Source organism: Listeria farberi (assembly GCF_014229245.1).
Taxonomy (GTDB): Bacteria; Bacillota; Bacilli; order Lactobacillales; family Listeriaceae; genus Listeria; species Listeria farberi.
This window is the reverse complement of the sequence record NZ_JAARZJ010000005.1, coordinates 22,562-41,858: the sequence shown is the minus strand read 5'-3', so window position 1 is coordinate 41,858 and position 19,297 is coordinate 22,562. Positions and strand designations below refer to the sequence as shown.

At 38.1% G+C, this 19,297-nt stretch carries 18 protein-coding genes and 1 pseudogene; 17 read left to right on the top strand and 2 right to left on the bottom strand.

Going from position 1 to position 19,297, the window contains the following annotated elements; genetic code table 11:
- The first annotated feature begins 7 nt into the window (after window positions 1-7).
- The 6 genes from HCB45_RS05750 (at window position 8) to HCB45_RS05725 (ending at window position 8,149) form a co-directional block, all read left to right on the top strand.
- Window positions 8-331, top strand: a complete 324-nt coding sequence (locus tag HCB45_RS05750) for a hypothetical protein (protein WP_185619196.1) — start codon at window positions 8-10, stop codon at window positions 329-331.
- 178 nt (window positions 332-509) lie between these two features.
- Window positions 510-2,852, top strand: a complete 2,343-nt coding sequence (locus HCB45_RS05745; protein WP_185619194.1) for a helix-turn-helix domain-containing protein — start codon at window positions 510-512, stop codon at window positions 2,850-2,852.
- Window positions 2,853-3,046: 194 nt separating this feature from the next.
- Complete coding sequence (locus tag HCB45_RS05740) at window positions 3,047-4,249, top strand: M20 family metallopeptidase (protein WP_185319651.1); 1,203 nt, start codon at window positions 3,047-3,049, stop codon at window positions 4,247-4,249.
- Window positions 4,249-5,649 (top strand): MFS transporter, encoded by a 1,401-nt coding sequence (locus HCB45_RS05735; RefSeq protein ID WP_185619192.1) that lies wholly within the window; start codon window positions 4,249-4,251, stop codon window positions 5,647-5,649. Before HCB45_RS05740 ends, HCB45_RS05735 begins: the two co-directional genes overlap by 1 nt.
- Before the next feature lie 15 nt (window positions 5,650-5,664).
- On the top strand, window positions 5,665-6,855 hold the full coding sequence (locus HCB45_RS05730; protein WP_185319653.1) for an amidohydrolase: 1,191 nt from the start codon (window positions 5,665-5,667) through the stop codon (window positions 6,853-6,855).
- An 88-nt stretch (window positions 6,856-6,943) separates the two neighbouring features.
- Window positions 6,944-8,149 (top strand): MFS transporter, encoded by a 1,206-nt coding sequence (locus tag HCB45_RS05725; RefSeq protein ID WP_185319654.1) that lies wholly within the window; start codon window positions 6,944-6,946, stop codon window positions 8,147-8,149.
- A 46-nt stretch (window positions 8,150-8,195) separates the two neighbouring features.
- Here HCB45_RS05725 and HCB45_RS05720 read toward each other — a convergent pair whose 3' ends face one another.
- Window positions 8,196-8,927, bottom strand: a complete 732-nt coding sequence (locus HCB45_RS05720; RefSeq protein ID WP_185319655.1) for a 3-oxoacyl-ACP reductase family protein — start codon at window positions 8,925-8,927, stop codon at window positions 8,196-8,198.
- 152 nt (window positions 8,928-9,079) lie between these two features.
- Here HCB45_RS05720 and HCB45_RS05715 point away from each other — a divergent pair, with 152 nt between their 5' ends.
- Window positions 9,080-9,607 carry a TetR/AcrR family transcriptional regulator gene (locus tag HCB45_RS05715; RefSeq protein WP_185319656.1) on the top strand — a complete coding sequence of 176 codons (528 nt, stop codon included), beginning with the start codon at window positions 9,080-9,082 and terminating at the stop codon, window positions 9,605-9,607.
- A 19-nt stretch (window positions 9,608-9,626) separates the two neighbouring features.
- Window positions 9,627-10,334, top strand: a complete 708-nt coding sequence (locus tag HCB45_RS05710) for an SMUG2 DNA glycosylase family protein (RefSeq protein ID WP_185607946.1) — start codon at window positions 9,627-9,629, stop codon at window positions 10,332-10,334.
- 55 nt (window positions 10,335-10,389) lie between these two features.
- On the opposite strand, the gene HCB45_RS05705 is transcribed toward HCB45_RS05710, so the two are convergent.
- Window positions 10,390-11,208, bottom strand: coding sequence for a D-alanyl-D-alanine carboxypeptidase PBPD2 (locus HCB45_RS05705; RefSeq protein WP_185319658.1), 819 nt, complete (start codon window positions 11,206-11,208; stop codon window positions 10,390-10,392).
- A gap of 357 nt (window positions 11,209-11,565) precedes the next feature.
- On the opposite strand from HCB45_RS05705, the gene mnmE reads away from it, so the two are divergent.
- The 9 genes and pseudogenes from mnmE (at window position 11,566) to rsmG (ending at window position 19,101) form a co-directional block, all read left to right on the top strand.
- On the top strand, window positions 11,566-12,939 hold the full coding sequence (mnmE, locus tag HCB45_RS05700) for a tRNA uridine-5-carboxymethylaminomethyl(34) synthesis GTPase MnmE (protein ID WP_185319659.1): 1,374 nt from the start codon (window positions 11,566-11,568) through the stop codon (window positions 12,937-12,939).
- 24 nt (window positions 12,940-12,963) lie between these two features.
- Window positions 12,964-14,853, top strand: a complete 1,890-nt coding sequence (mnmG, locus tag HCB45_RS05695) for a tRNA uridine-5-carboxymethylaminomethyl(34) synthesis enzyme MnmG (RefSeq protein ID WP_185319660.1) — start codon at window positions 12,964-12,966, stop codon at window positions 14,851-14,853.
- Window positions 14,854-15,011: 158 nt separating this feature from the next.
- Window positions 15,012-15,391: pseudogene (locus HCB45_RS05690) on the top strand (DUF1310 domain-containing protein).
- 24 nt (window positions 15,392-15,415) lie between these two features.
- A complete protein-coding gene (locus HCB45_RS05685; protein WP_185319661.1) occupies window positions 15,416-15,805 on the top strand; it encodes a DUF1310 domain-containing protein in 390 nt (129 codons plus the stop codon).
- 128 nt (window positions 15,806-15,933) lie between these two features.
- A complete protein-coding gene (locus HCB45_RS05680; protein ID WP_185319662.1) occupies window positions 15,934-16,326 on the top strand; it encodes a DUF1310 family protein in 393 nt (130 codons plus the stop codon).
- Window positions 16,323-17,606 (top strand): Mbeg1-like protein, encoded by a 1,284-nt coding sequence (locus HCB45_RS05675; RefSeq protein ID WP_185619190.1) that lies wholly within the window; start codon window positions 16,323-16,325, stop codon window positions 17,604-17,606. The genes HCB45_RS05680 and HCB45_RS05675 overlap by 4 nt, the downstream gene beginning before the upstream one ends.
- Window positions 17,599-17,964: a hypothetical protein gene (locus tag HCB45_RS05670; RefSeq protein WP_185619188.1), complete on the top strand. Its 366-nt coding sequence runs from the start codon at window positions 17,599-17,601 to the stop codon at window positions 17,962-17,964. The genes HCB45_RS05675 and HCB45_RS05670 overlap by 8 nt, the downstream gene beginning before the upstream one ends.
- A 1-nt stretch (window position 17,965) precedes the next feature.
- A complete protein-coding gene (locus tag HCB45_RS05665; protein WP_003764445.1) occupies window positions 17,966-18,232 on the top strand; it encodes a hypothetical protein in 267 nt (88 codons plus the stop codon).
- 152 nt (window positions 18,233-18,384) lie between these two features.
- Window positions 18,385-19,101 (top strand): 16S rRNA (guanine(527)-N(7))-methyltransferase RsmG, encoded by a 717-nt coding sequence (rsmG, locus tag HCB45_RS05660; RefSeq protein WP_185619186.1) that lies wholly within the window; start codon window positions 18,385-18,387, stop codon window positions 19,099-19,101.
- Window positions 19,102-19,297 lie beyond the last annotated feature (196 nt).

Sequence of the window (19,297 nt, the reverse complement as noted above, 5' to 3'; positions counted from 1 at the left end):
TTTTAAGATGAAGCGAATTAGTTATTTTTATTCTGCGGAAATTGAGTCTGAGATTAACCTAGAGATATGGAAAGTGTTTATGAATCAAAGTGAAGCTGAGCGAAAAATCCATTTTGATTATACAGGTATCGTGTTTGATATTCAGCTAGGAGAAGTCGGGAAAGTGGACATGCCAGAGTCGGTTCAAGCGCTAATTGATAAGAATGGGATGGAAGTTTTGCCAATTTTAGTTGTAAATGAGGCAGTATACAATTATGGGGAGTTTTCTGTGATTGATACGGTTGAGGAATTACTGGATGTGGGTCTTTCTATTCAAGTGGAAGAAGATTGAGATCAAAAAGTCGGTCGGGAGTAATTCCGACTGGCTTTTTTAATTTCATTATTCTTAAAAAACAAATGAAAAATTTTTAACATAGAAGAAAGAATCAATTTCAAAACAAAGCGATTAATTTTTGCTATTTATGATAATATAAAAGTGTCCGATTAAGTTAAACGAAGGAGTGAATAAAATGCCTCATTTGAAAGACTATACGATTGGTATTCAACATATAAAACAGCTAACGTCGGAAATTTCACTTGGTACAAAGTTAGTATTCGCCATTTCTGGTCAATTAACTATCAAAATCTCAGAACAAAAATTTTACTTGCAAGAAGGTGATATTTTAGTTCTTGATCGTAATACTTTTTATACAATCGAAGGAAATGAAGATAATTTAATAATTGATTTAACCATTTCGGATACTTTTTTTGCGCATTATTATGAGGATTATTTTCAGCATTCTTTTAAATTTTTCTCAAAGGAAAGTGACCCTGGGAGAGAGCGGGTTGTTGCCTCTTTGAGGAAGTCTGTTAGTGAACTATTGATTGCTTCGGCTACAAAAAAACGAGTGAATAAATTAGAGGCGCAGTCAGCTTTATTCCAGGTTTTGTTGTTACTTACACGCTTTTTAAAAAGAGGAATTCCATCTTCTGGTAGAAAAGAGGTTAATGACAAACGTATTTCACGAATTATTCGAGAAGTGGAAGAACGATTTGATGAAGCTTTGTCGCTTCGTGAGTTTGCGCAAAAAGAGTTTTTAAGTGAGGCGTATTTATCGCGTTATTTTAAAAAGACCACTGGGCTCGGTTTTTTGCAGTATTTAACAGAGGTCCGCTTGAAGCATGCGACTCAAGATTTGCTCCATTCTGCAGAAAGTATCACGGAAATAGCGCTAAAAAACGGTTTTTCGAGTCAAAAGCATTTTTCGGAAGTGTTTAAATTTCATTTTGAGTTAACACCTACTGAATATCGAGTGGAGCATCATTCGGAAACTAATTTGCTAGTAGAGAAGAAGGCGTCGCAACTTGCTAATAGTATAGAACAAATTACGCCATCACCAGAAATTTTAGTGAAACTAGCACGCCTGTATCATGACGTAGAGTCAGGTAAGGAACTAAATAAGGCTCCTTTTGAAAAAAAGAAAATTGATATTATGGAGAAAACCACTCGTTCCCTTAGTAAAAATATGAATATTTTAACGATTGGCGAATTGAAAGAAGTACTCCAAGATAACGTGCAAAAGCAGATTATTACGACACGGGATGAAATTGGGATTAATTATATTGGTATACGTCATTTGTTTAGAGGAACAACATTTTTGCCTGAAACAGAGACAGATGAGCTAGTGCCAACATCTTCCCCTTATGCGAATGCAGATTTGGCGCTTACCTTTTTAAAAGAGCAGAACTTGCAATTGTTTATTCGCTTGGAATACCAAGATATTTTGGGAGATGAAGATGTCGTTTTAGAACGATTGGATCATTTTTTAAGGCATTCGATGCAAGTTTTTGGTCGAGAATTTGTTTCTAAATGGCATTTTATGTTTTTTGAACCAAAAAATACTTATGCAGACAAAGAGGAATTAAAAAGGATTTATTTGAGAGTGCATCATTTAATAAAATCACGCTTTCTCTCTATCCAAGTCGGAAATTTTGTCCCATTTTCATTGTCGAAAAATGAAGTTTCAAAGCGACACACTTGGTTTTTAGATGTGGCTGATGAAATGGATTTTATTGCCTACAATGCGAATCAAAATGAAGCAGTGGATTTTTCGAAGGAAGATATGAAGTCGTTTATGATTTCAGAAGATTATTGTTTGTCAAAAACACTGAAATTGAAGGCTTTTTTGAAACATCATCATATTAATAAACCACTTATGCTAGTGAATTGGAATACGCTCACAGGAAATACGCGGTATACGAATGGTACATTTTTCCGCGGTGCTTTAGTTTTAAAAACAATGCTAGATTTAGCACCTGAAGTAGATGCGTTAGGGTTCTGGATTAATACGGAACTACATGAAGGTGACGATAGCCAGCTGAATATTAGCTTAGATGGGATTGAAATGTTCCACTTTTTTAACGGAAAAAGACCGGCGTTTTATGCGGTGAAGTTTTTGAGAAGGCTCAAAGGTGTTGTGGTCGCTGAAGGTGCGGATTTTATTATGACGAAGCATGCAGACGGATATCAGCTTATTTTGATGAACTGTGTGAATATTAACCCGAGATATTCTGTAGAGGAAAGATTTACTAAAGAAGAACAGAAAGAACTTCATATTCGAATAATGGGACTTCAAGCTGGTGAGTACCAAGTGTGCAAATGGCAATTCGACCGCGATAATGGGGCGCTTTATTCGAAGTATTGGCAGCTTAATAGTAAATATGGTCTGGATAAAGAGATTTTGGATTATATTGTTGATGCCTCTCAGCCGACGCTTACTGTGAGTGATGAAACGATTACGGAAGATTGGTCGTTTTATGCTTATTTAGATATTAATGCGATTCACTTTTATGAGTTTAGAAGTACGATTTAACAAGTTCAACCCTTTTGGTTGAACTTTTTTCATGCCCTTAACACCGAATTTTTGACATTGGCTAACTCGGTTTAGAAAAGAAGAAAATTTCAAGCTAAAACTAAGCAAAAAAGCAAACTTCTTTTTGTTTGTTTTTTTTTATAATAAAGGTGTAGTTAAAGATACGGATGTTCTGGCCAGCAGAAGTATTAAAAATGGAGGTTTGGACAATGAAAGAGAAATTATTTCAAAAACTAAACGAAAAACGAGATCGAATGATAGAAATTCGCCGTTATTTACACGAACACCCTGAACTTTCTTTTCATGAGGAGAATACGGCAAAGTATATTGCGGATTTTTATAAAGAAATGGACTGCGATGTGCGGACACACGTGGGTGGAAATGGCGTTGTTGTAACAATTGATACAGGCAAGCCGGGTAAGACGCTTGCTATTCGCGCTGACTTTGATGCTCTTCCAATCACGGAAGAAACAGGTCTAGCTTTTGCTTCTAAAAACCCTGGTGTAATGCATGCTTGTGGTCACGACGGTCATACTGCTTATATGCTTATTTTGGGCGAAACTCTTATTGAAATGAAACAAGAATTAACAGGGAAACTTGTTATTTTACATCAACATGCGGAAGAAACTCCTCCTGGTGGCGCGATTCAAATGATTCAAGACGGGGCGCTGGATGGTGTGGATAATGTGCTTGGAATTCATGTGATGTCTACAATGAAAACGGGCGAAGTTTTCTACCGTGAGGGTGCAATTCAAACTGGTCGCTCTTATTTCAAACTTAAAGTGCAAGGTCAAGGTGGACACGGCTCATCTCCGCATTTAGCAAATGATGCAATTGTTGCTGCGAGTGAATTTGTAGTAGCTGTGCAAACAGTAATTAGTCGCCGTTTAAACCCATTTGATGTTGGTTCGATTACGATTGGTTCTTTTGATGGGAAAGGTAGTTTCAATGTCATTAAAGATGCTGTTGAGCTTGAAGGTGATGTGCGTTCGATGTCTGAAGAAACACGTCACATTATTCAAAAAGAAATTACGCGTATTGTTGGCGGCATAGAAGCAATGTTTGGCGTTACTTGTGAACTTGATTACAAAAATGATTATCCTGTTTTAAATAATGACGAAGCTTTGACTAACTTTGTTGTTAAATCTATTAAAGGGGCGAAAATTCCAGAAATTACGGATGTTGTACGTTGTGAACCGCAACCACCATCAGAAGACTTTGCTTATTATGCACAAGAGCGACCAAGTACATTTTTCTATGTGGGCGCAATGCCAGCAGATGGGCATTTTTATCCGCACCATCATCCAAAATTCGACATCAATGAAGATTCATTATTAATTGCCTCAAAAGCAATGGGAGCTTGTGTGGTAGATTACTTAAAAGGAGAGAAAAACTAATGACTTCAACAGCGTATAAAGGCACAAATAAACTAATCGTTGGAATTGTTTTTGGTGTTATCACGTTTTGGCTATTTGCTCAATCAATGGTGAATATTGTTCCAGCAGTACAAGCCGACCTTGGTATTTCCTCTGATTTACTTAGTATTGCCATCAGCTTAACCGCGCTATTTTCAGGTATTTTTATTGTTGTAGCGGGTGGTATGGCTGACAAATTTGGCCGTGTGAAATTAACTTATATCGGACTTGTTCTTAGTATTATCGGTTCACTGCTACTTGTTATCACTCAAGGGTCAACGCTACTTATTATCGGCCGGATTATTCAAGGTCTTTCAGCTGCTTGTATTATGCCAGCAACCCTTGCCTTAATGAAAACTTATTTTGACGGGGCAGATAGACAAAGGGCACTTAGTTACTGGTCGATTGGCTCATGGGGCGGATCAGGTATTTGTTCGTTCGCAGGTGGCGCTATTGCAACATACATGGGTTGGCGCTGGATTTTCATTATTTCCATCGTATTCGCACTGCTTGGAATGCTACTTATTAAAGGTACTCCAGAAAGTAAAGTTGTTCAAAATACAAAAGCAAAATTTGACTCATTTGGACTGGTCCTTTTTGTTATTGCGATGGTTTGCTTAAACCTTATTATTACTCGTGGCTCTACATTTGGGTGGACAAGCCCGATTACTATTACTATGCTCGTTGTATTTCTTATTTCGGCGGGATTATTTTTCCGGGTGGAGCTTCGACAAGCAAATGGATTTATTGATTTTTCGTTATTTAAAAATAAAGCTTATACAGGTGCGACACTTTCCAACTTCTTGTTAAATGCAGCTGCTGGAACACTGGTTGTTGCAAATACTTATGTACAAATTGGTCGCGGTTTTACGGCGTTCCAATCCGGTTTACTTTCTATCGGTTACCTTGTCTGTGTGCTTGGAATGATTCGTATTGGTGAAAAAATTCTTCAACGAGTTGGTGCACGTAGACCTATGATTTTAGGTTCTGGAATTACTGCTGTTGGTATCGCATTAATGGCGCTAACATTTATTCCAGGCATACTTTATACAATATTAGTATTTATTGGATTTGCTTTATTTGGTATCGGACTTGGTATGTATGCAACTCCTTCAACTGACACAGCTATTTCTAATGCTCCTGAAGATAAAGTCGGAGTAGCTTCTGGTATTTACAAAATGGCAAGTTCGCTAGGTGGTTCATTTGGTGTCGCGATTTCTGCTACAATTTATGGGGTGATTGCACTTTCAGGAAATATTGATTTAGCAGCAATGGTAGGGCTTTTAACAAATGTTGGTTTTTGTGTTGTTTCACTTATTTCTGTGGTTGTAACAACACCATCAGCAAAAAAAGCACTTGAATTAAAAGCTGCAAAAGAATAGGGGGTTGTATTAATTATGCGTACTCAGTTAATGAACATGCTCCAAGAACGAAAAGATGAAATCACTCAGATTAGACGGCATTTACATGAACATCCTGAATTATCGTTTCATGAAGCAAAAACAGCAAAATTCATCCAAGATTTTTACAAAGGAAAAGACGTGGAAGTGGCAACAGAAGTGGGAAATGGCCATGCAGTTGTAGTAACGATTAAAGGTGGTAAACCAGGAAAAACCATTGCATTACGTGCTGATTTTGATGCTCTTCCGATTGAAGAGCAAACTGAATTGCCATTTAAATCCAAAAATCCAGGCGTGATGCATGCTTGTGGACATGATGGACATACAGCTTATTTACTCGTTTTGGCAGATTGTTTAATCCAATTAAAAGACCACATTCCAGGAACGATTAAAATTGTGCATCAGCATGCCGAAGAAACACCACCCGGCGGAGCGAAAAGCGTTGTCGAATCTGGTATTTTAGATGATGTTGATCAAATTTTTGGTATTCATGTATTTCCATTTGGTGAAAGCGGGCAAGTTTATTATCATAGTGGCTACGCGATGGCTGGTCGCACTTATTTTAAACTTAAAATTCAAGGTGTTGGCGGGCATGGTTCGTCTCCGCACATGGCGAATGATGCGATTGTCGCAGGTGCTTATTTTGTGACAGCCATTCAAACAGTGGTGAGCCGCCGCTTAAATCCATTTGATACTGGCGTTATAACGATTGGTTCATTTGATGGTAAAGGTAGTTTTAATGTTATTAAGGATGCGGTGGAATTAGAAGGTGATGTGCGCTATATGAACACGGAAAATCGTGATAAAATAGACGCAGAAATTCACCGGATTGTGGCTGGTATTGAAGCGATGTTTGGCGTGAGCGTGGAACTCACTTATACGAACGATTACCCGCCGCTATACAATGATCCAGCAGTGACGGAACAAGTGGTAGCTAGTCTACAAAAAGGTCTAGGAGAGTACTTAACGGACATTTCTCCGTATGATATGCTTTCCGGATCAGAGGATTTTGCTTATTATTTACAAAAAATTCCGGGTGTATTTTTCTATATTGGTGCAAAACCAAAAAATACCGCGCATGCTTATTTTAACCATCATCCGAAATTCGATATTGACGAAGATGCGTTATTAGTTGCTGCTAAATCAGTTGCCGACGTCGTTTTAGCTTATTTTAAATTGAATGGGTAATAGCTTTGAAAAGAGCATAGTCAGAAAAAAACTCTGGGTATGCTCTTTTCTTAAGTGGTGGGACTATAGAAGAGTGGAGTGAAGTCAAATGAGTCAGGTAAAAGGAGAAAAGCAATCGTTAATGGTATTACTTGTTTTATTTATAGGCTATACCAGTGTATACGTGGATAAATACACTATTGGAATTTCACTTGTGACTGTTTCTCAGGATTTAGGATTTGACCCAAGTCAAAAGGGATTGATTTTAAGTGCCTTCTTTCTAGGTTACACGCTTTTTCAAATTCCAATGGGGTATTTAAATAATCGGATTGGTGCTCGACCTGTTCTTGCTATATCAATCATTATCGTTGGGTTGTTTCTTATTATTTTTGGTTTTGGCTATTCCTTGCTGTTTTTGGTTGTGATTCGTTTCTTGTCTGGAGCGCTCGGACATGCGGGTTATCCACCATCTGTCAGCAATTATATTTCTCTTCATATTCCATTAAACAAGCGAGGTTTTGCGCAGTCAGCAATGCTCGCTTCCTCTGGTTTTGCGGCATTTATTGGTCCACTTTTAATTGCGCAACTATTGCTATCAGTCGGTTGGCGTAATACTTATTATTGGATTGGTATTGTGGTGATTTTCATCGGGTTGTTAATTTTATTAGTAGTTCCAAAAGCGCCAAAAATCGATAAAAGCATGCAAAAAGAAAAAATCAAAGTTCCGCTCTCTGAACTTTTAAAGGATAAACAGCTGTGGATTCTTTTATTATCGGCACTCTTTATAAATGCAGCGAACTACGGTTTAACAAGTTGGCTGGCTTCTTATTTGAATGAGGCGAGAGGAATCTCTATTAGCGAAGTGAGTTACATTAGTTCTTTAGCAGGGCTTTGTATTTTAATTGCGGGTGTTGTTGGGGGCTATTTTATTAGTCGATTCTTCAAAGGGAAAGAGCCAATTGTCATTTTTACATTTAGTGTACTCGGAGCGTTTACGGTGTACGGGGTATACTTGTTTGATCAGTTAATGCTTTCAATTGTTTGTTTGTGTTTATGTAATATTTTTCTAATTATGGCCTTTACTACCTTAATGGGGTTGCCGCACAAATTATTTAAACAGAGCCACATTGCGACAAAATATGCAGCTATTAACTCGGGTGGGGTTTTAGGTGGCTTTTTCGCACCGATGATTATTGGGGATTTAGTAAATGCGACAAACTCTTATCAATCCGCTTTTCTCTTCTTAGCGCTCACTTTCTTAATATCAGGAATTATTGTTCTAGCAATTAAAAAACGTTCGGTAATCAGCGAATAAAAAATGGGAGGAAAACCAGGTAGACTAGGTTTTCCTCCTTTTTTAATTAAGCTAATCCGCCATTGGTGAAAACTGTTTGACCATTTACCCAGCGTGCCGGTCCAGCTAAAAAAGCTACTGTTTCTGCAATATCATCAGGTTGTCCTAAACGTTCTAGCGGAGTTGCTTTTGCTAAGTTTTCAATTGTTTTTTCATCTTTCCCCGTTAAAAATAGCGGGGTAGCGGTTGGTCCGGGAGCGACGGTGTTAACAGTAATATCTTTTCCGCGAAGTTCGCGCGCTAAAATTAAAGTGAGCGACTCGACAGCGGCTTTGCTAGCAACATAAGCCCCGTATGCCGGAAAACTGGTGCGCGTTACCGAAGTGGAGAAATTAATAATCGCGCCCCCTTTTCGAACTCTTAGGGCTGCTTGTTTGGAAACAACGAAAGTTCCTCGCACATTGGTACGTTGAACCAGATCAAAATCTTCCATATCTAAAGTGGCAATAGGACTTAATTTCATAATGCCTGCCGTATTTATTACAACATCTACCCCACCGAAACGGGCTGTAATTAATTCGAATGCGTCAATCATTTGCGCTTCGTCAGCCACATCACCACCAACGCTAATCGCTTCCCCACCAGCTTTTACTATTTTTTCGACAAGTGTTTCTGCTCTTACTTTATTACCTGAATAATGAACAGCAACCGTAAAGTTTTGTTCGACTAACTTTTCGGCAATGGCTTTCCCAATACCGCCAGATCCCCCTAAAATAAATGCGACACGTTTATTAGTCATAATCTATTCGCTCCTTCATTAGTTACTTTTTTTGTTATAAGTAACTTTATAGTTGGAAGTATACTCCTTTTGGTTACTTTGTCAAGGATTTGTAACCTTTTTATTTTCCTGTATAATTAGAAACAAAGAATGAGTGGAATCGAGGTATTACAATGGCGAGATTATCCCAAGAAATTATTTTAGATATGGCAGAACAAATTATTTATGAAAAAGGGATGGAAAAAACGACACTTTATGATATTGCGGGAAATTTGAACGTCACGCATGCGGCACTTTATAAGCATTATCGAAACAAGGAAGATTTATTTCAAAAACTAGCGTTACGGTGGCTAGAGGAAACTTCACGCGAGATTTTTGCCTGGGCTCCGAATGCGGAGCAAACACTAGATGATGCGCTTCACGACTGGCTTTGGCTTTTAGCGGATACCAAGAAAAAACTATATAAAACTGATCGGAAAATGTTTTTACTTTACACAGATTATATTGAACAAAAGGAAGAGTTAGTGAAGAATCACGTAGCACATTTAGCGCAAAAAGCAGAGGAAGTTAGTGGCCGGTCGAACCAAGGCGACGCGATTATAACGGCATTTATTTATTTTCACAACCCTTATTTTGCGAGCCGCTGGGAGCAAGCGGGATACGCGGAATTATTTGAGCGTGTTTGGCAGGTTGTGAGATAGGAAGAGAGGACAGTGCTACATGACAGAAAAAACAACTTTGGCTAAACAAATATTACATTTTAACGAAACACTTTCGAGTAACTTAATGGCTTTGCCGGCCGGGTATCGCGTAATTAATCCATATGAGGGCGATCAAAAAGAACTAGTGCGAAATATAACGACTAGGTTTTATCAGAAATACTACAATGATATGAAACCACGCCGAATAATATTCGGAAGTTCACCTGCTCGCCGAGGCTCTGCTGTGACAGGCGTTCCTTTTGAAGATGCCAAACATCTCCAAAGTGAAACAGGCATTTTTATGGATACATTTTATATAAACCAGTCTTCATCAGATTTTTTATATGATGTTATGAATGAATACGGGGGTTGTGAGCAATTTTATAGTGACTTTTATATGAATTTTGTCTGTCCGCTTGGGATTGTTCGTATAAACGCAAAAGGTAATGAAGTCAATTGTAACTATTACGAGAATAAGCAATTACGAGAGGCGCTAATGCCGTTTATTTTAGAGTCGATTCGTAATCAAATAGACTTTGGAATGGATATTTCGGTTTGTTACTGCATTGGTAGCGGAGAGAATTTTAATTTTTTATCTCGAATAAATGAAGAACATCATTTTTTTGAGACAATTATACCTTTAGAACATCCACGTTTTATTATGCAGTATAATTCTAAAAATAAAGATATTTACATGAAAAAGTATCTTTCGGCTTTAAAGAGGTGAAGGTGAACTATATAAAAAGAACTTCTCTTTGATAAAGAAGTTCTTTTTCTTTCCGCTAATTTTCCTTAAATCCAATCTCCATCAATTTCTCTGTATCTTTCAATCGTTTCTCCGCAGTACCCGCATCCAAAGCAATTGAAATCACACGTTTTCCTCCGCGTTCAGCTGTTCCGATGAAGCAATAACCAGCTTCATCCGTAAAACCAGTTTTCAGTCCATCTAACCCTTGTATTGAACCGAGTGAGTCATTGGTAGATTCAAGTTTTGCCCCTTTGTCGGTTATGATGCTAGATTTGGAAGTTGTCTCTAACACTTCAGGATGAGTGGAAATTAATTTAGATGATAGCAAAAATAAGTCCTTTGTGGTAGAAACAGCCATTTTACCGTCAACATCGAGTCCGCTGGCACTGACAAATTTGGTTTTATTCGATAATCCTAATTTTTTAGCCTCATTATTCATTTTTTGGGGGAAATTAGCATCGTCTAAACGGTTACCTAGTGTCTCGGCGGCATCATTTGCTGACATAACGAGCATAGCGTTATATAAGTCCCGGACTGACCATGTTCTTTTTTGTGTAATTGCGTAAAGCGAAACCGCGGAAGGATCATCTAGCCGAACAAGGTCGAGCTCTTCATCCCACGATAATTCATTGTTATCCACAGCCTCTAAAACTAAAAAAGCAGTCATTAATTTTGTTAAACTCGCGATTGGCATGACTTTATCGGCATTTTTTTCGTAAACCGCTATGCCATTTTCGACTGAATAAACCGCGGCAGCATTTGATGATAAAGATACAGTTGGTTGCTTCGCGGAACACGCTGAGAGTAGTAATAGACCCGTTAGTAGTATCCATGTTAGCTTATGTAATTTCATTATTTTGCCTCCTTTTGACTTTAGTATAGAGTAAAAGAGTTGAGTTAAATCCAAGGAAGTGGAAGGATATGTTAAAGCTTTAACGAGAAAATTTAAGTTTTCTTAACTAGTAGAGATAAAACTATTGTTATTCACATGTGGATAAGTTAAAATAGTAGGGATGAATTTTTATTAATGGTTTTTCTGTGGATATGTTAATAAATCTATGGATAACCTTCCAAATACTAACAATTTAATTGCTTTGGTCAAAGCGGAGCGTAAGTTGTTGAAAATGCACAAAATCACGTGCCAAAATTTATTCAAAATAGGATAAGGCTTATTTGAGCTTAACTTCTAATGAGAAAGGATGAGTAAAGAATGGAATTTGATACTATTGCTGCAATCTCAACACCGCCGGGAGAAGGGGCCATTGCTATTATTAGATTAAGCGGTCCAGAGGCGATTCAGATAGCGGATCGTATTTTTTATGCCAAAAATAGCTTAAGTGAAGCAGACAGTCACACAATTCACTACGGTCATATAAAAGAAGACGGCGAAGTAATTGAGGAAGTAATGGTCACGGTTATGCGTGCCCCGCGTACTTTTACACGGGAAGATGTGGTGGAAATAAATGCACATGGCGGAATCGTTTCGGTCAATCGCGTCTTGCAACTATTACTACGAAATGGGGCCAATTTAGCTGAACCAGGTGAATTCACAAAGCGAGCATTTTTAAATGGAAGAATTGATTTGTCGCAAGCGGAGGCTGTGATGGATTTAATTCGCGCTAAAACAGACCGGGCGATGGGCGTTGCAATTCGGCAAATGGACGGGAATCTTTCGCGGTTGATTCGCAATTTGCGTCAAGAAATTTTGGATGCTTTAGCGCAAGTCGAAGTAAATATCGACTATCCGGAGTACGATGATGTGGAGGAAATGACCCAGCGAATGCTACTGGAGAAAACAGAGCTAGTTCGCGCTTCCGTCGAGCAACTTTTACAAACAGCAAACCAAGGGAAAATTCTCCGCGAAGGATTGGCAACGGCTATTATCGGTCGACCAAATGTTGGGAAATCGTCCTTGCTTAACCAATTAATTCAAGAAGAAAAAGCGATTGTCACTGATATTGCTGGGACGACGCGAGATATTATAGAAGAATACGTGAATGTTCGCGGTGTTCCGCTGCGTTTAATTGATACGGCCGGAATTCGCGAAACAGAAGACATTGTTGAAAAAATTGGTGTAGAACGTTCAAGAAAAGCCTTGGCGGATGCCGATTTTATCCTGCTAGTATTAAATCAAAACGAAGAGCTGACAGTGGAAGATGAAGCGTTATTTGAAGCAGCTGCGGGTCATAATTATGTGGTCGTTTTAAATAAAACAGATTTGGAAACAAAGCTTGATATAGATAGAGTGCGTGAACTTGCGGGAGAAAATCCAATCGTCGCTACTTCGCTAGTTAACGATGAAGGTTTAGAGGCTTTGGAAGAAGCAATTAAAGCACTGTTTTTTGCTGGGGACATTGATGCAGGTGACGCCACTTATGTTTCAAACGTTCGGCATATTGCCTTACTTCACCAAGCACTTGAAGCTTTAAATGCCGTTACAACAGGAATTCAGCTCGGTATGCCAGTGGATATTGTCCAGATTGATATGACTCGTGCATGGGATTTACTAGGTGAAATTACTGGTGATTCTGTCCAGGATGAATTACTCGATCAGTTATTCAATCAATTTTGCCTTGGAAAATGATTTTTTAGGAGATGTTTTTATAAAATGCAAACCTATGATGCAGGAACTTTTGACGTCATCGTTGTTGGTGCAGGCCATGCGGGAGTAGAAGCAGGTCTTGCCAGTGGCCGGATGGGCGCCAAAACGCTGATGTTAACGATAAATTTAGATATGGTCGCTTTTATGCCATGTAATCCTTCTGTTGGAGGGCCAGCAAAAGGCGTAGTTGTGCGCGAAATCGATGCTCTTGGTGGCGAAATGGGTCGCAACACGGATAAAACGTACATCCAAATGCGGATGCTAAATACAGGTAAAGGCCCGGCTGTTCGCGCATTACGTGCTCAAGCAGACAAATGGGATTACCAACACGAAATGAAACACACAATTGAAAAAGAAGAAAATATCACTTTGCGCCAAGGACTTGTTGACCGTTTAGTGATTGAAGATGGCGTGTGTAAAGGCGTTATTACAAACAGTGGCGCAATTTATTATGCGAAAACAGTCGTTATTACTACCGGAACTTTCTCACGTGGCGAAATTATTGTCGGTGAACTGCGCTATTCCAGCGGTCCAAACAACCAACAACCTTCTGTGAAACTTTCAGAGCATCTGGAAGAACTAGGTTTCGAACTGCGCCGCTTTAAAACAGGAACACCACCGCGCGTAAAATCAAGTACGATTGACTACTCAAAAACAGAAGAACAACCAGGTGACGATCTTCCGCGAGCATTTAGTTTTGATACAGTAGAAATGATGCTAGAACAATTACCGTGTTGGTTAACTTATACAAACGAAACAACCCATGAAATAATCCAAGCGAACTTACACCGTTCACCAATGTTTACAGCGACGAAAAAAGGCACTGGTGCAAGATATTGTCCATCCATTGAAGATAAAATTGTTCGTTTCAGCGACAAACCAAGACACCAAATCTTCCTGGAACCAGAAGGCAAAAATACCGAAGAAGTATATGTCCAAGGTCTTTCCACCAGTTTACCAGAAGAAGTGCAACGTGAAATGTTAAGAACTATTCCTGGACTTGAAAATGTAGAAATGATGCGTGTTGGCTACGCTATCGAATATGATGCAGTAATGCCAGACCAACTGTGGCCATCACTTGAAACTAAATTAGTTGAAGGTCTTTTCACAGCCGGCCAAATTAATGGTACAAGTGGTTACGAAGAAGCAGCTGGACAAGGTTTAATGGCAGGAATCAACGCAGCACGCAAAGTTTTTGAAAAAGAACCAGTTATCCTCGGTCGCGATCAAGCTTATATTGGCGTTTTAATTGACGATTTAGTAACAAAAGGAACTGAAGAACCATATCGTTTACTTACATCTCGTGCCGAATACCGTTTACTATTACGCCATGATAATGCAGATTTACGTTTAACAGAAATCGGTCATGAAATCGGCTTAATTAGCGACGAACGATATGAACGCTTTTTAGCAAAACAAAGAGCCATTGAAGCAGAAAAAGAAAGACTACAAAAAACACGAATTAAACCAACTGCTGAAGTCCAAGCAATGCTAAAAAAAATCGGTTCTGGAGAGCTAAAAGACGGAATTCTAGCAGCAGATTTACTTCGCCGTCCCGAAATAACTTACGACAAAATCGCCCAAATTGTTTCACGTGAAACATTTGTGACTGACGAAATCGCTGAACAAGTAGAAATTCAAATTAAATACGAAGGCTACATCCAAAAATCAAACCTTCAAGTAGAAAAAATGAAGCGCATGGAAGACAAAAAAATCCCAGAAAACATCGATTATGATGCAATCAGCGGCCTCGCAACAGAAGCCCTAGAAAAATTAAAGAAAATCGAACCCCTTTCCATCGCCCAAGCGAGCCGTATCAGCGGAGTAAACCCAGCCGATATATCTATTTTGCTAGTTTATATTGAGCAAGGGAAAATCGCGAAAATAAGTAAATAAGAACACAGATTACTATAATAACTGAAACCACATGTTCACGGAAACTTCAAACTTACCATCTAAGTTGAAAGTTTCCGCTGAATAATGTGGTTTTTTCTTGTTTTTAATTAGGGTAGAATGGGATTACATAGAAGAAGACATACTGCAGAGGTGAATGTGTGAAAAAGAGATGGATAATACTATTTGGAATTGTAATAATGATTATTTTTGGTTTAGGGATAAAATTTTATATGGATGAAGAGAAATTAAACGAAGAAATGATGAATGTGATTTATAGTGATGAAGCGAAAAGCGTTTTTGAAAATGGGTTGAAAAGTCTGGATGCTAAAGCATTGACTGGGAAGGGTGTAATTAACACATATGAAATTGATAAGAAAAGTATCAAACAAAATCCTATGGAGGAATAAATGTTACTTTGCATGTTAATGGAGATTCTGAGTTATATGTTTTTTTTACATTGAATAAAGCTGATGACAAAAAACTGATTGATGATGGCGGCGGAAATTCTGCAAAATTAGAAAAATTATTAGACAACTAAGAAAATAAAAACAGAGGTGAAGGTTTGAAAAAGAGATGGATAGTACTATTTGGAATTGCAATAATGCTTATTTTCGGTCTAGGGATAAAATTTTATATGGATGAAGAGAAATTAAATAAAGAAATGATGAAAGTAATCTATAGTGATGAAGCAAAAGAAGTATTCGAAAAAAGATTAACAAATCTGGATGCAAAAGCATTTACGAAAGAAGGCATAATTCAATCGTACAAAATTGATGAGGGAAGTATAAAGCGAAATCCAATGGGTGGAATCAATGTTACGTTAGTAATAAATAAAGACTCAGAAATGGATATAGAATATACGATGGATAATTATTCTGGAAAATTAGAGTGCGGAGGAGCAAGTATATCAGAAAAGCTGTCTAAATTACTAGGTCGTTGGGAGGAATATTAATGAGTCAAGCCAATACTAACTAAGAAATTAAACAAACGTTAAAAGACTGAAAAAAAAGAAAGTGAAAATTTCTAACATGTGATAAAATAGACCTACAAATAAAAAGTCATACATACTGAGGTGTAGAGTTGAAAAAGAGATGGATAATAATACTAGGAATTACAGTAATAACCATTTTGGGTTTAGGAGTGAAATTCTATATGGATGAAGAGAAATTAAATAAAGAAATGAAGAAAGTGGTTTATAGTGATGAAGCAAAAGAAGTATTCAATGATGATATAAAACTTATTGATACAAAAGCATTCACAAAAGAAGGGATAATTCAGTCATATGAAGTTGAGGAGGAAAGTATAGAGTCTAATCCAATGGGCGGAATTATAGTTACATTAGTTATTAACAAGGATCCTGCTTTGAAGTTAACATACACTTTGAACAAACGTAACGGAAGTCTAAAAGGTGGTGGCGCTAGTATTTCTAAAGAGCTTACAAGAAGATTAGGGCTTTTGGAGGGATACAAATGAGTCAATTTCATACAGATCAAGAAAGAGTTGAGTTAGCAGAAAAAGAATATCATAAAATGAAATCGGGTGAAGCAGTAAATATTCCCGCAACTAATGGAGGGATTAAAACCATCGGAATCGTATCCCAAAAAATCAACAACAAACCAACCGGAGAACAAACCTACATCATCACAGACAAATACACACCACCCACGGCTTCCATCAGCGAAAGAAACAAAGTAAAAGAACTAACAATCCTTTACAAAGGCTCTACGGCACCGGCTAATGGAAACTTTAATGTTCCAAAACACCCGGATTATCGAGATGTAAGGGAAGATTGGCTGGATAATGATATTCCAACCGCAATCCAAATTACACATGGCGGAGGCTCCACAGTAACACCTCAACTAAAAACCTCCGCAGAAACCTTAAAACAAACCATGAAATTCTACCCAAACGCTCAAATTTACGTATACGGTCATTCTCTAGGCTCCATGAACGCCCAGTACGCTATCGCAGACTTAGATAAAAAAGACATCAACCGCATCAGCGGCGGTTTCTTCTACCAAGGTCCGAATATCTACTCCAACCTAACGCCAAAACAACAAGATACAGTAAAAGTAATAAACGCTTTAGATAGATTATTTAATTTTATTGATAGGAAGGATTATGTGGCAATTGGTTATGGTATTGGAGACCCGATAATTGGTCATTTAATAGAGGTTGAGTCGAAAAAAGCTGGTTTGGTTGAGCAGCATATGTGGGGTGGTTATCAGTTTGACAAAGAAGGAAACATCCTAACAAATAAAGAAGGCAGCCTTCAACTAGCTAAATACGCAACAGCGCAACAATTAGCAGCAATCAACATCATGCGAACCAGTTTTACAAAAAGCGGTGGTGGCCTATCCTCATCCGAAGAAATATTCTTGGATGCAGCGGAAGCACTAGCAATTACGCAAGGGATGAAACAAACGATTCAAGGCGAAATTAGAGCTTTAAAAGATGTTTTTGATAAAGAAATCGAGAATGCTGAAGAGTTGTGGCGCGATACGCTTTCAGATGCAAGGGATATCGGCTCCAATCTATCTGAGTCAGAAATACTCGCCGCACTTGCTTGGGGCGGGGCGACTGAGCCGAAAATAGTGATAGACACAGTGCAAGACTGCGAAAACTCCTTAGTCGAAGCAACCAAAATAGAACAAGAATATGATAAATTGCTAGAACAAATCAACGAAGCGATAAAAAGCCAGCTAAAAACCGACCAAGAATTAGCCAAACAAATAGGGAGCATGTATGGATAAACAAAGACAACTATTGCTAAAAATCGAGAATTTGGATGATGATTATAATAGAAAAAGACGGCAATTGGACGAAGCGATGGACGATGCATCCGAAGAAAAATGGCGGTTTCACCAAGAACTAGAAAATCTTTCTGAACAAATCAGGTACATCCATCAAAAAAGAGCTTACGAAACATCTGAAGACTTGCAAAAAGCCTACCATTTAATCAGTTCTATCCAAGAAGAAGGCGATTGGACAGTAAAAAACACACTAACAAAACTAGAAAATGAACACGAAGAGCATCAAGCACTTTATAAGAAACAAGCGAATTCTTATGAAGAAGAACTACATCAGCTAAAAAAGGAACGTGATTTATAACATGATAGATAAACTAAAAGCAGAATTATTAGAGTCACGCAGAAATCTAGAAAAAAATCTTATTGGGATGTTTGTGGCGAGTCAAACTCATGCAACATCAGAAAATCGCAAACGAATGTTAAAAATGATCAAGCGGGACAAAATAGCCGATATCAAAAGCAATTGTCAGGGTTACATAGATGGACTTTCCACCACAGCAAAAGGAAAATGGGTAAATCAAGCCAAAAAAAGTTTTAAAGAGAATGCCAATAAGTTTGATAATTGTTAAACGTAATACGAACTTGCTAAATAGCACGAAAATACTTATACTTGAAAATAATGAGCTAAAATATACGGTACAAGCCTGTTTAAAAGTATAAACCGAGATGTTCCAACATCCTAAACACGGCAAAAATCGCGAAAATAAAGTGAGGAAAAAATATGAATCCAGAGCAATTCCAAATGGCGCTCGCTGAAAAAGGAATAGAACTAAGCGACGACCAAATGAAACAATTCCACGATTACTTCGAAATGTTAGTAGAATGGAATGAAAAAATGAATTTAACAGCTATTACCGACGAAAAAGAAGTGTATTTAAAGCACTTTTACGATTCTATTTCTGCCGCGTTTTATGTAGACTTTACTAAATTCGATACTATTTGTGATGTCGGGGCTGGCGCTGGTTTTCCAAGTCTCCCAATTAAAATCTGCTTTCCGCATCTAAAAGTAAGCATCGTAGACTCCTTGAAAAAACGCATGACTTTCCTTGACGCGCTAGCAGAAAAATTAGGCCTAACCGATGTGCATTTCTACCATGACCGCGCCGAAATATTTGGCCAAAATAAAGCACACCGCGAAAAATACGACCTTGTAACCGCACGCGCCGTAGCAAGAATGAGCGTATTATCCGAACTCTGCATGCCACTTGTTAAAAAAGGCGGTTCGTTCCTAGTAATGAAAGCAGCCCAAGCCGAACAAGAGCTACAAACAGCCGAAAAAGCCATCAAACTATTCGGCGGAAAAGTCGAGGAGCATTTCTCTTTCGCATTACCAGTAGAAGAAAGCGAGCGCAATATCTACGTCATCACTAAAACAAAAGAAACACCTAACAAATATCCGCGCAAACCCGGAACACCCAACAAATTACCAATCGAATAAGCTAACAAAGTCCTTTCAAACGAAAGGATTTTTTATTTTTAACAGCAATGTCATTTTTTAAAGCTAGTTTCCATAAGCAACCACACCCGGATATGAAAATGATTTTCATTTAATTGATATTGATAAAATCATTTTCTTGTGATATAGTCTGTTTGAAAACGCATACTTTACACTGAAACACAGTATAGAGGAGGAG

What these genes read in the sequence shown, in the direction of transcription:
- HCB45_RS05750 (WP_185619196.1), top strand. Translation starts at nt 8, where the DNA reads ATGAAGCGAATTAGTTATTTTTATTCTGCGGAAATTGAGTCTGAGATT.
- HCB45_RS05745 (WP_185619194.1), top strand. Translation starts at nt 510, where the DNA reads ATGCCTCATTTGAAAGACTATACGATTGGTATTCAACATATAAAACAG.
- HCB45_RS05740 (WP_185319651.1), top strand. Translation starts at nt 3,047, where the DNA reads ATGGAGGTTTGGACAATGAAAGAGAAATTATTTCAAAAACTAAACGAA.
- HCB45_RS05735 (WP_185619192.1), top strand. Translation starts at nt 4,249, where the DNA reads ATGACTTCAACAGCGTATAAAGGCACAAATAAACTAATCGTTGGAATT.
- HCB45_RS05730 (WP_185319653.1), top strand. Translation starts at nt 5,665, where the DNA reads ATGCGTACTCAGTTAATGAACATGCTCCAAGAACGAAAAGATGAAATC.
- HCB45_RS05725 (WP_185319654.1), top strand. Translation starts at nt 6,944, where the DNA reads ATGAGTCAGGTAAAAGGAGAAAAGCAATCGTTAATGGTATTACTTGTT.
- HCB45_RS05720 (WP_185319655.1), bottom strand. Translation starts at nt 8,927, where the DNA reads ATGACTAATAAACGTGTCGCATTTATTTTAGGGGGATCTGGCGGTATT.
- HCB45_RS05715 (WP_185319656.1), top strand. Translation starts at nt 9,080, where the DNA reads ATGGCGAGATTATCCCAAGAAATTATTTTAGATATGGCAGAACAAATT.
- HCB45_RS05710 (WP_185607946.1), top strand. Translation starts at nt 9,627, where the DNA reads ATGACAGAAAAAACAACTTTGGCTAAACAAATATTACATTTTAACGAA.
- HCB45_RS05705 (WP_185319658.1), bottom strand. Translation starts at nt 11,208, where the DNA reads ATGAAATTACATAAGCTAACATGGATACTACTAACGGGTCTATTACTA.
- mnmE (WP_185319659.1), top strand. Translation starts at nt 11,566, where the DNA reads ATGGAATTTGATACTATTGCTGCAATCTCAACACCGCCGGGAGAAGGG.
- mnmG (WP_185319660.1), top strand. Translation starts at nt 12,964, where the DNA reads ATGCAAACCTATGATGCAGGAACTTTTGACGTCATCGTTGTTGGTGCA.
- HCB45_RS05675 (WP_185619190.1), top strand. Translation starts at nt 16,323, where the DNA reads ATGAGTCAATTTCATACAGATCAAGAAAGAGTTGAGTTAGCAGAAAAA.
- HCB45_RS05670 (WP_185619188.1), top strand. Translation starts at nt 17,599, where the DNA reads ATGGATAAACAAAGACAACTATTGCTAAAAATCGAGAATTTGGATGAT.
- HCB45_RS05665 (WP_003764445.1), top strand. Translation starts at nt 17,966, where the DNA reads ATGATAGATAAACTAAAAGCAGAATTATTAGAGTCACGCAGAAATCTA.
- rsmG (WP_185619186.1), top strand. Translation starts at nt 18,385, where the DNA reads ATGAATCCAGAGCAATTCCAAATGGCGCTCGCTGAAAAAGGAATAGAA.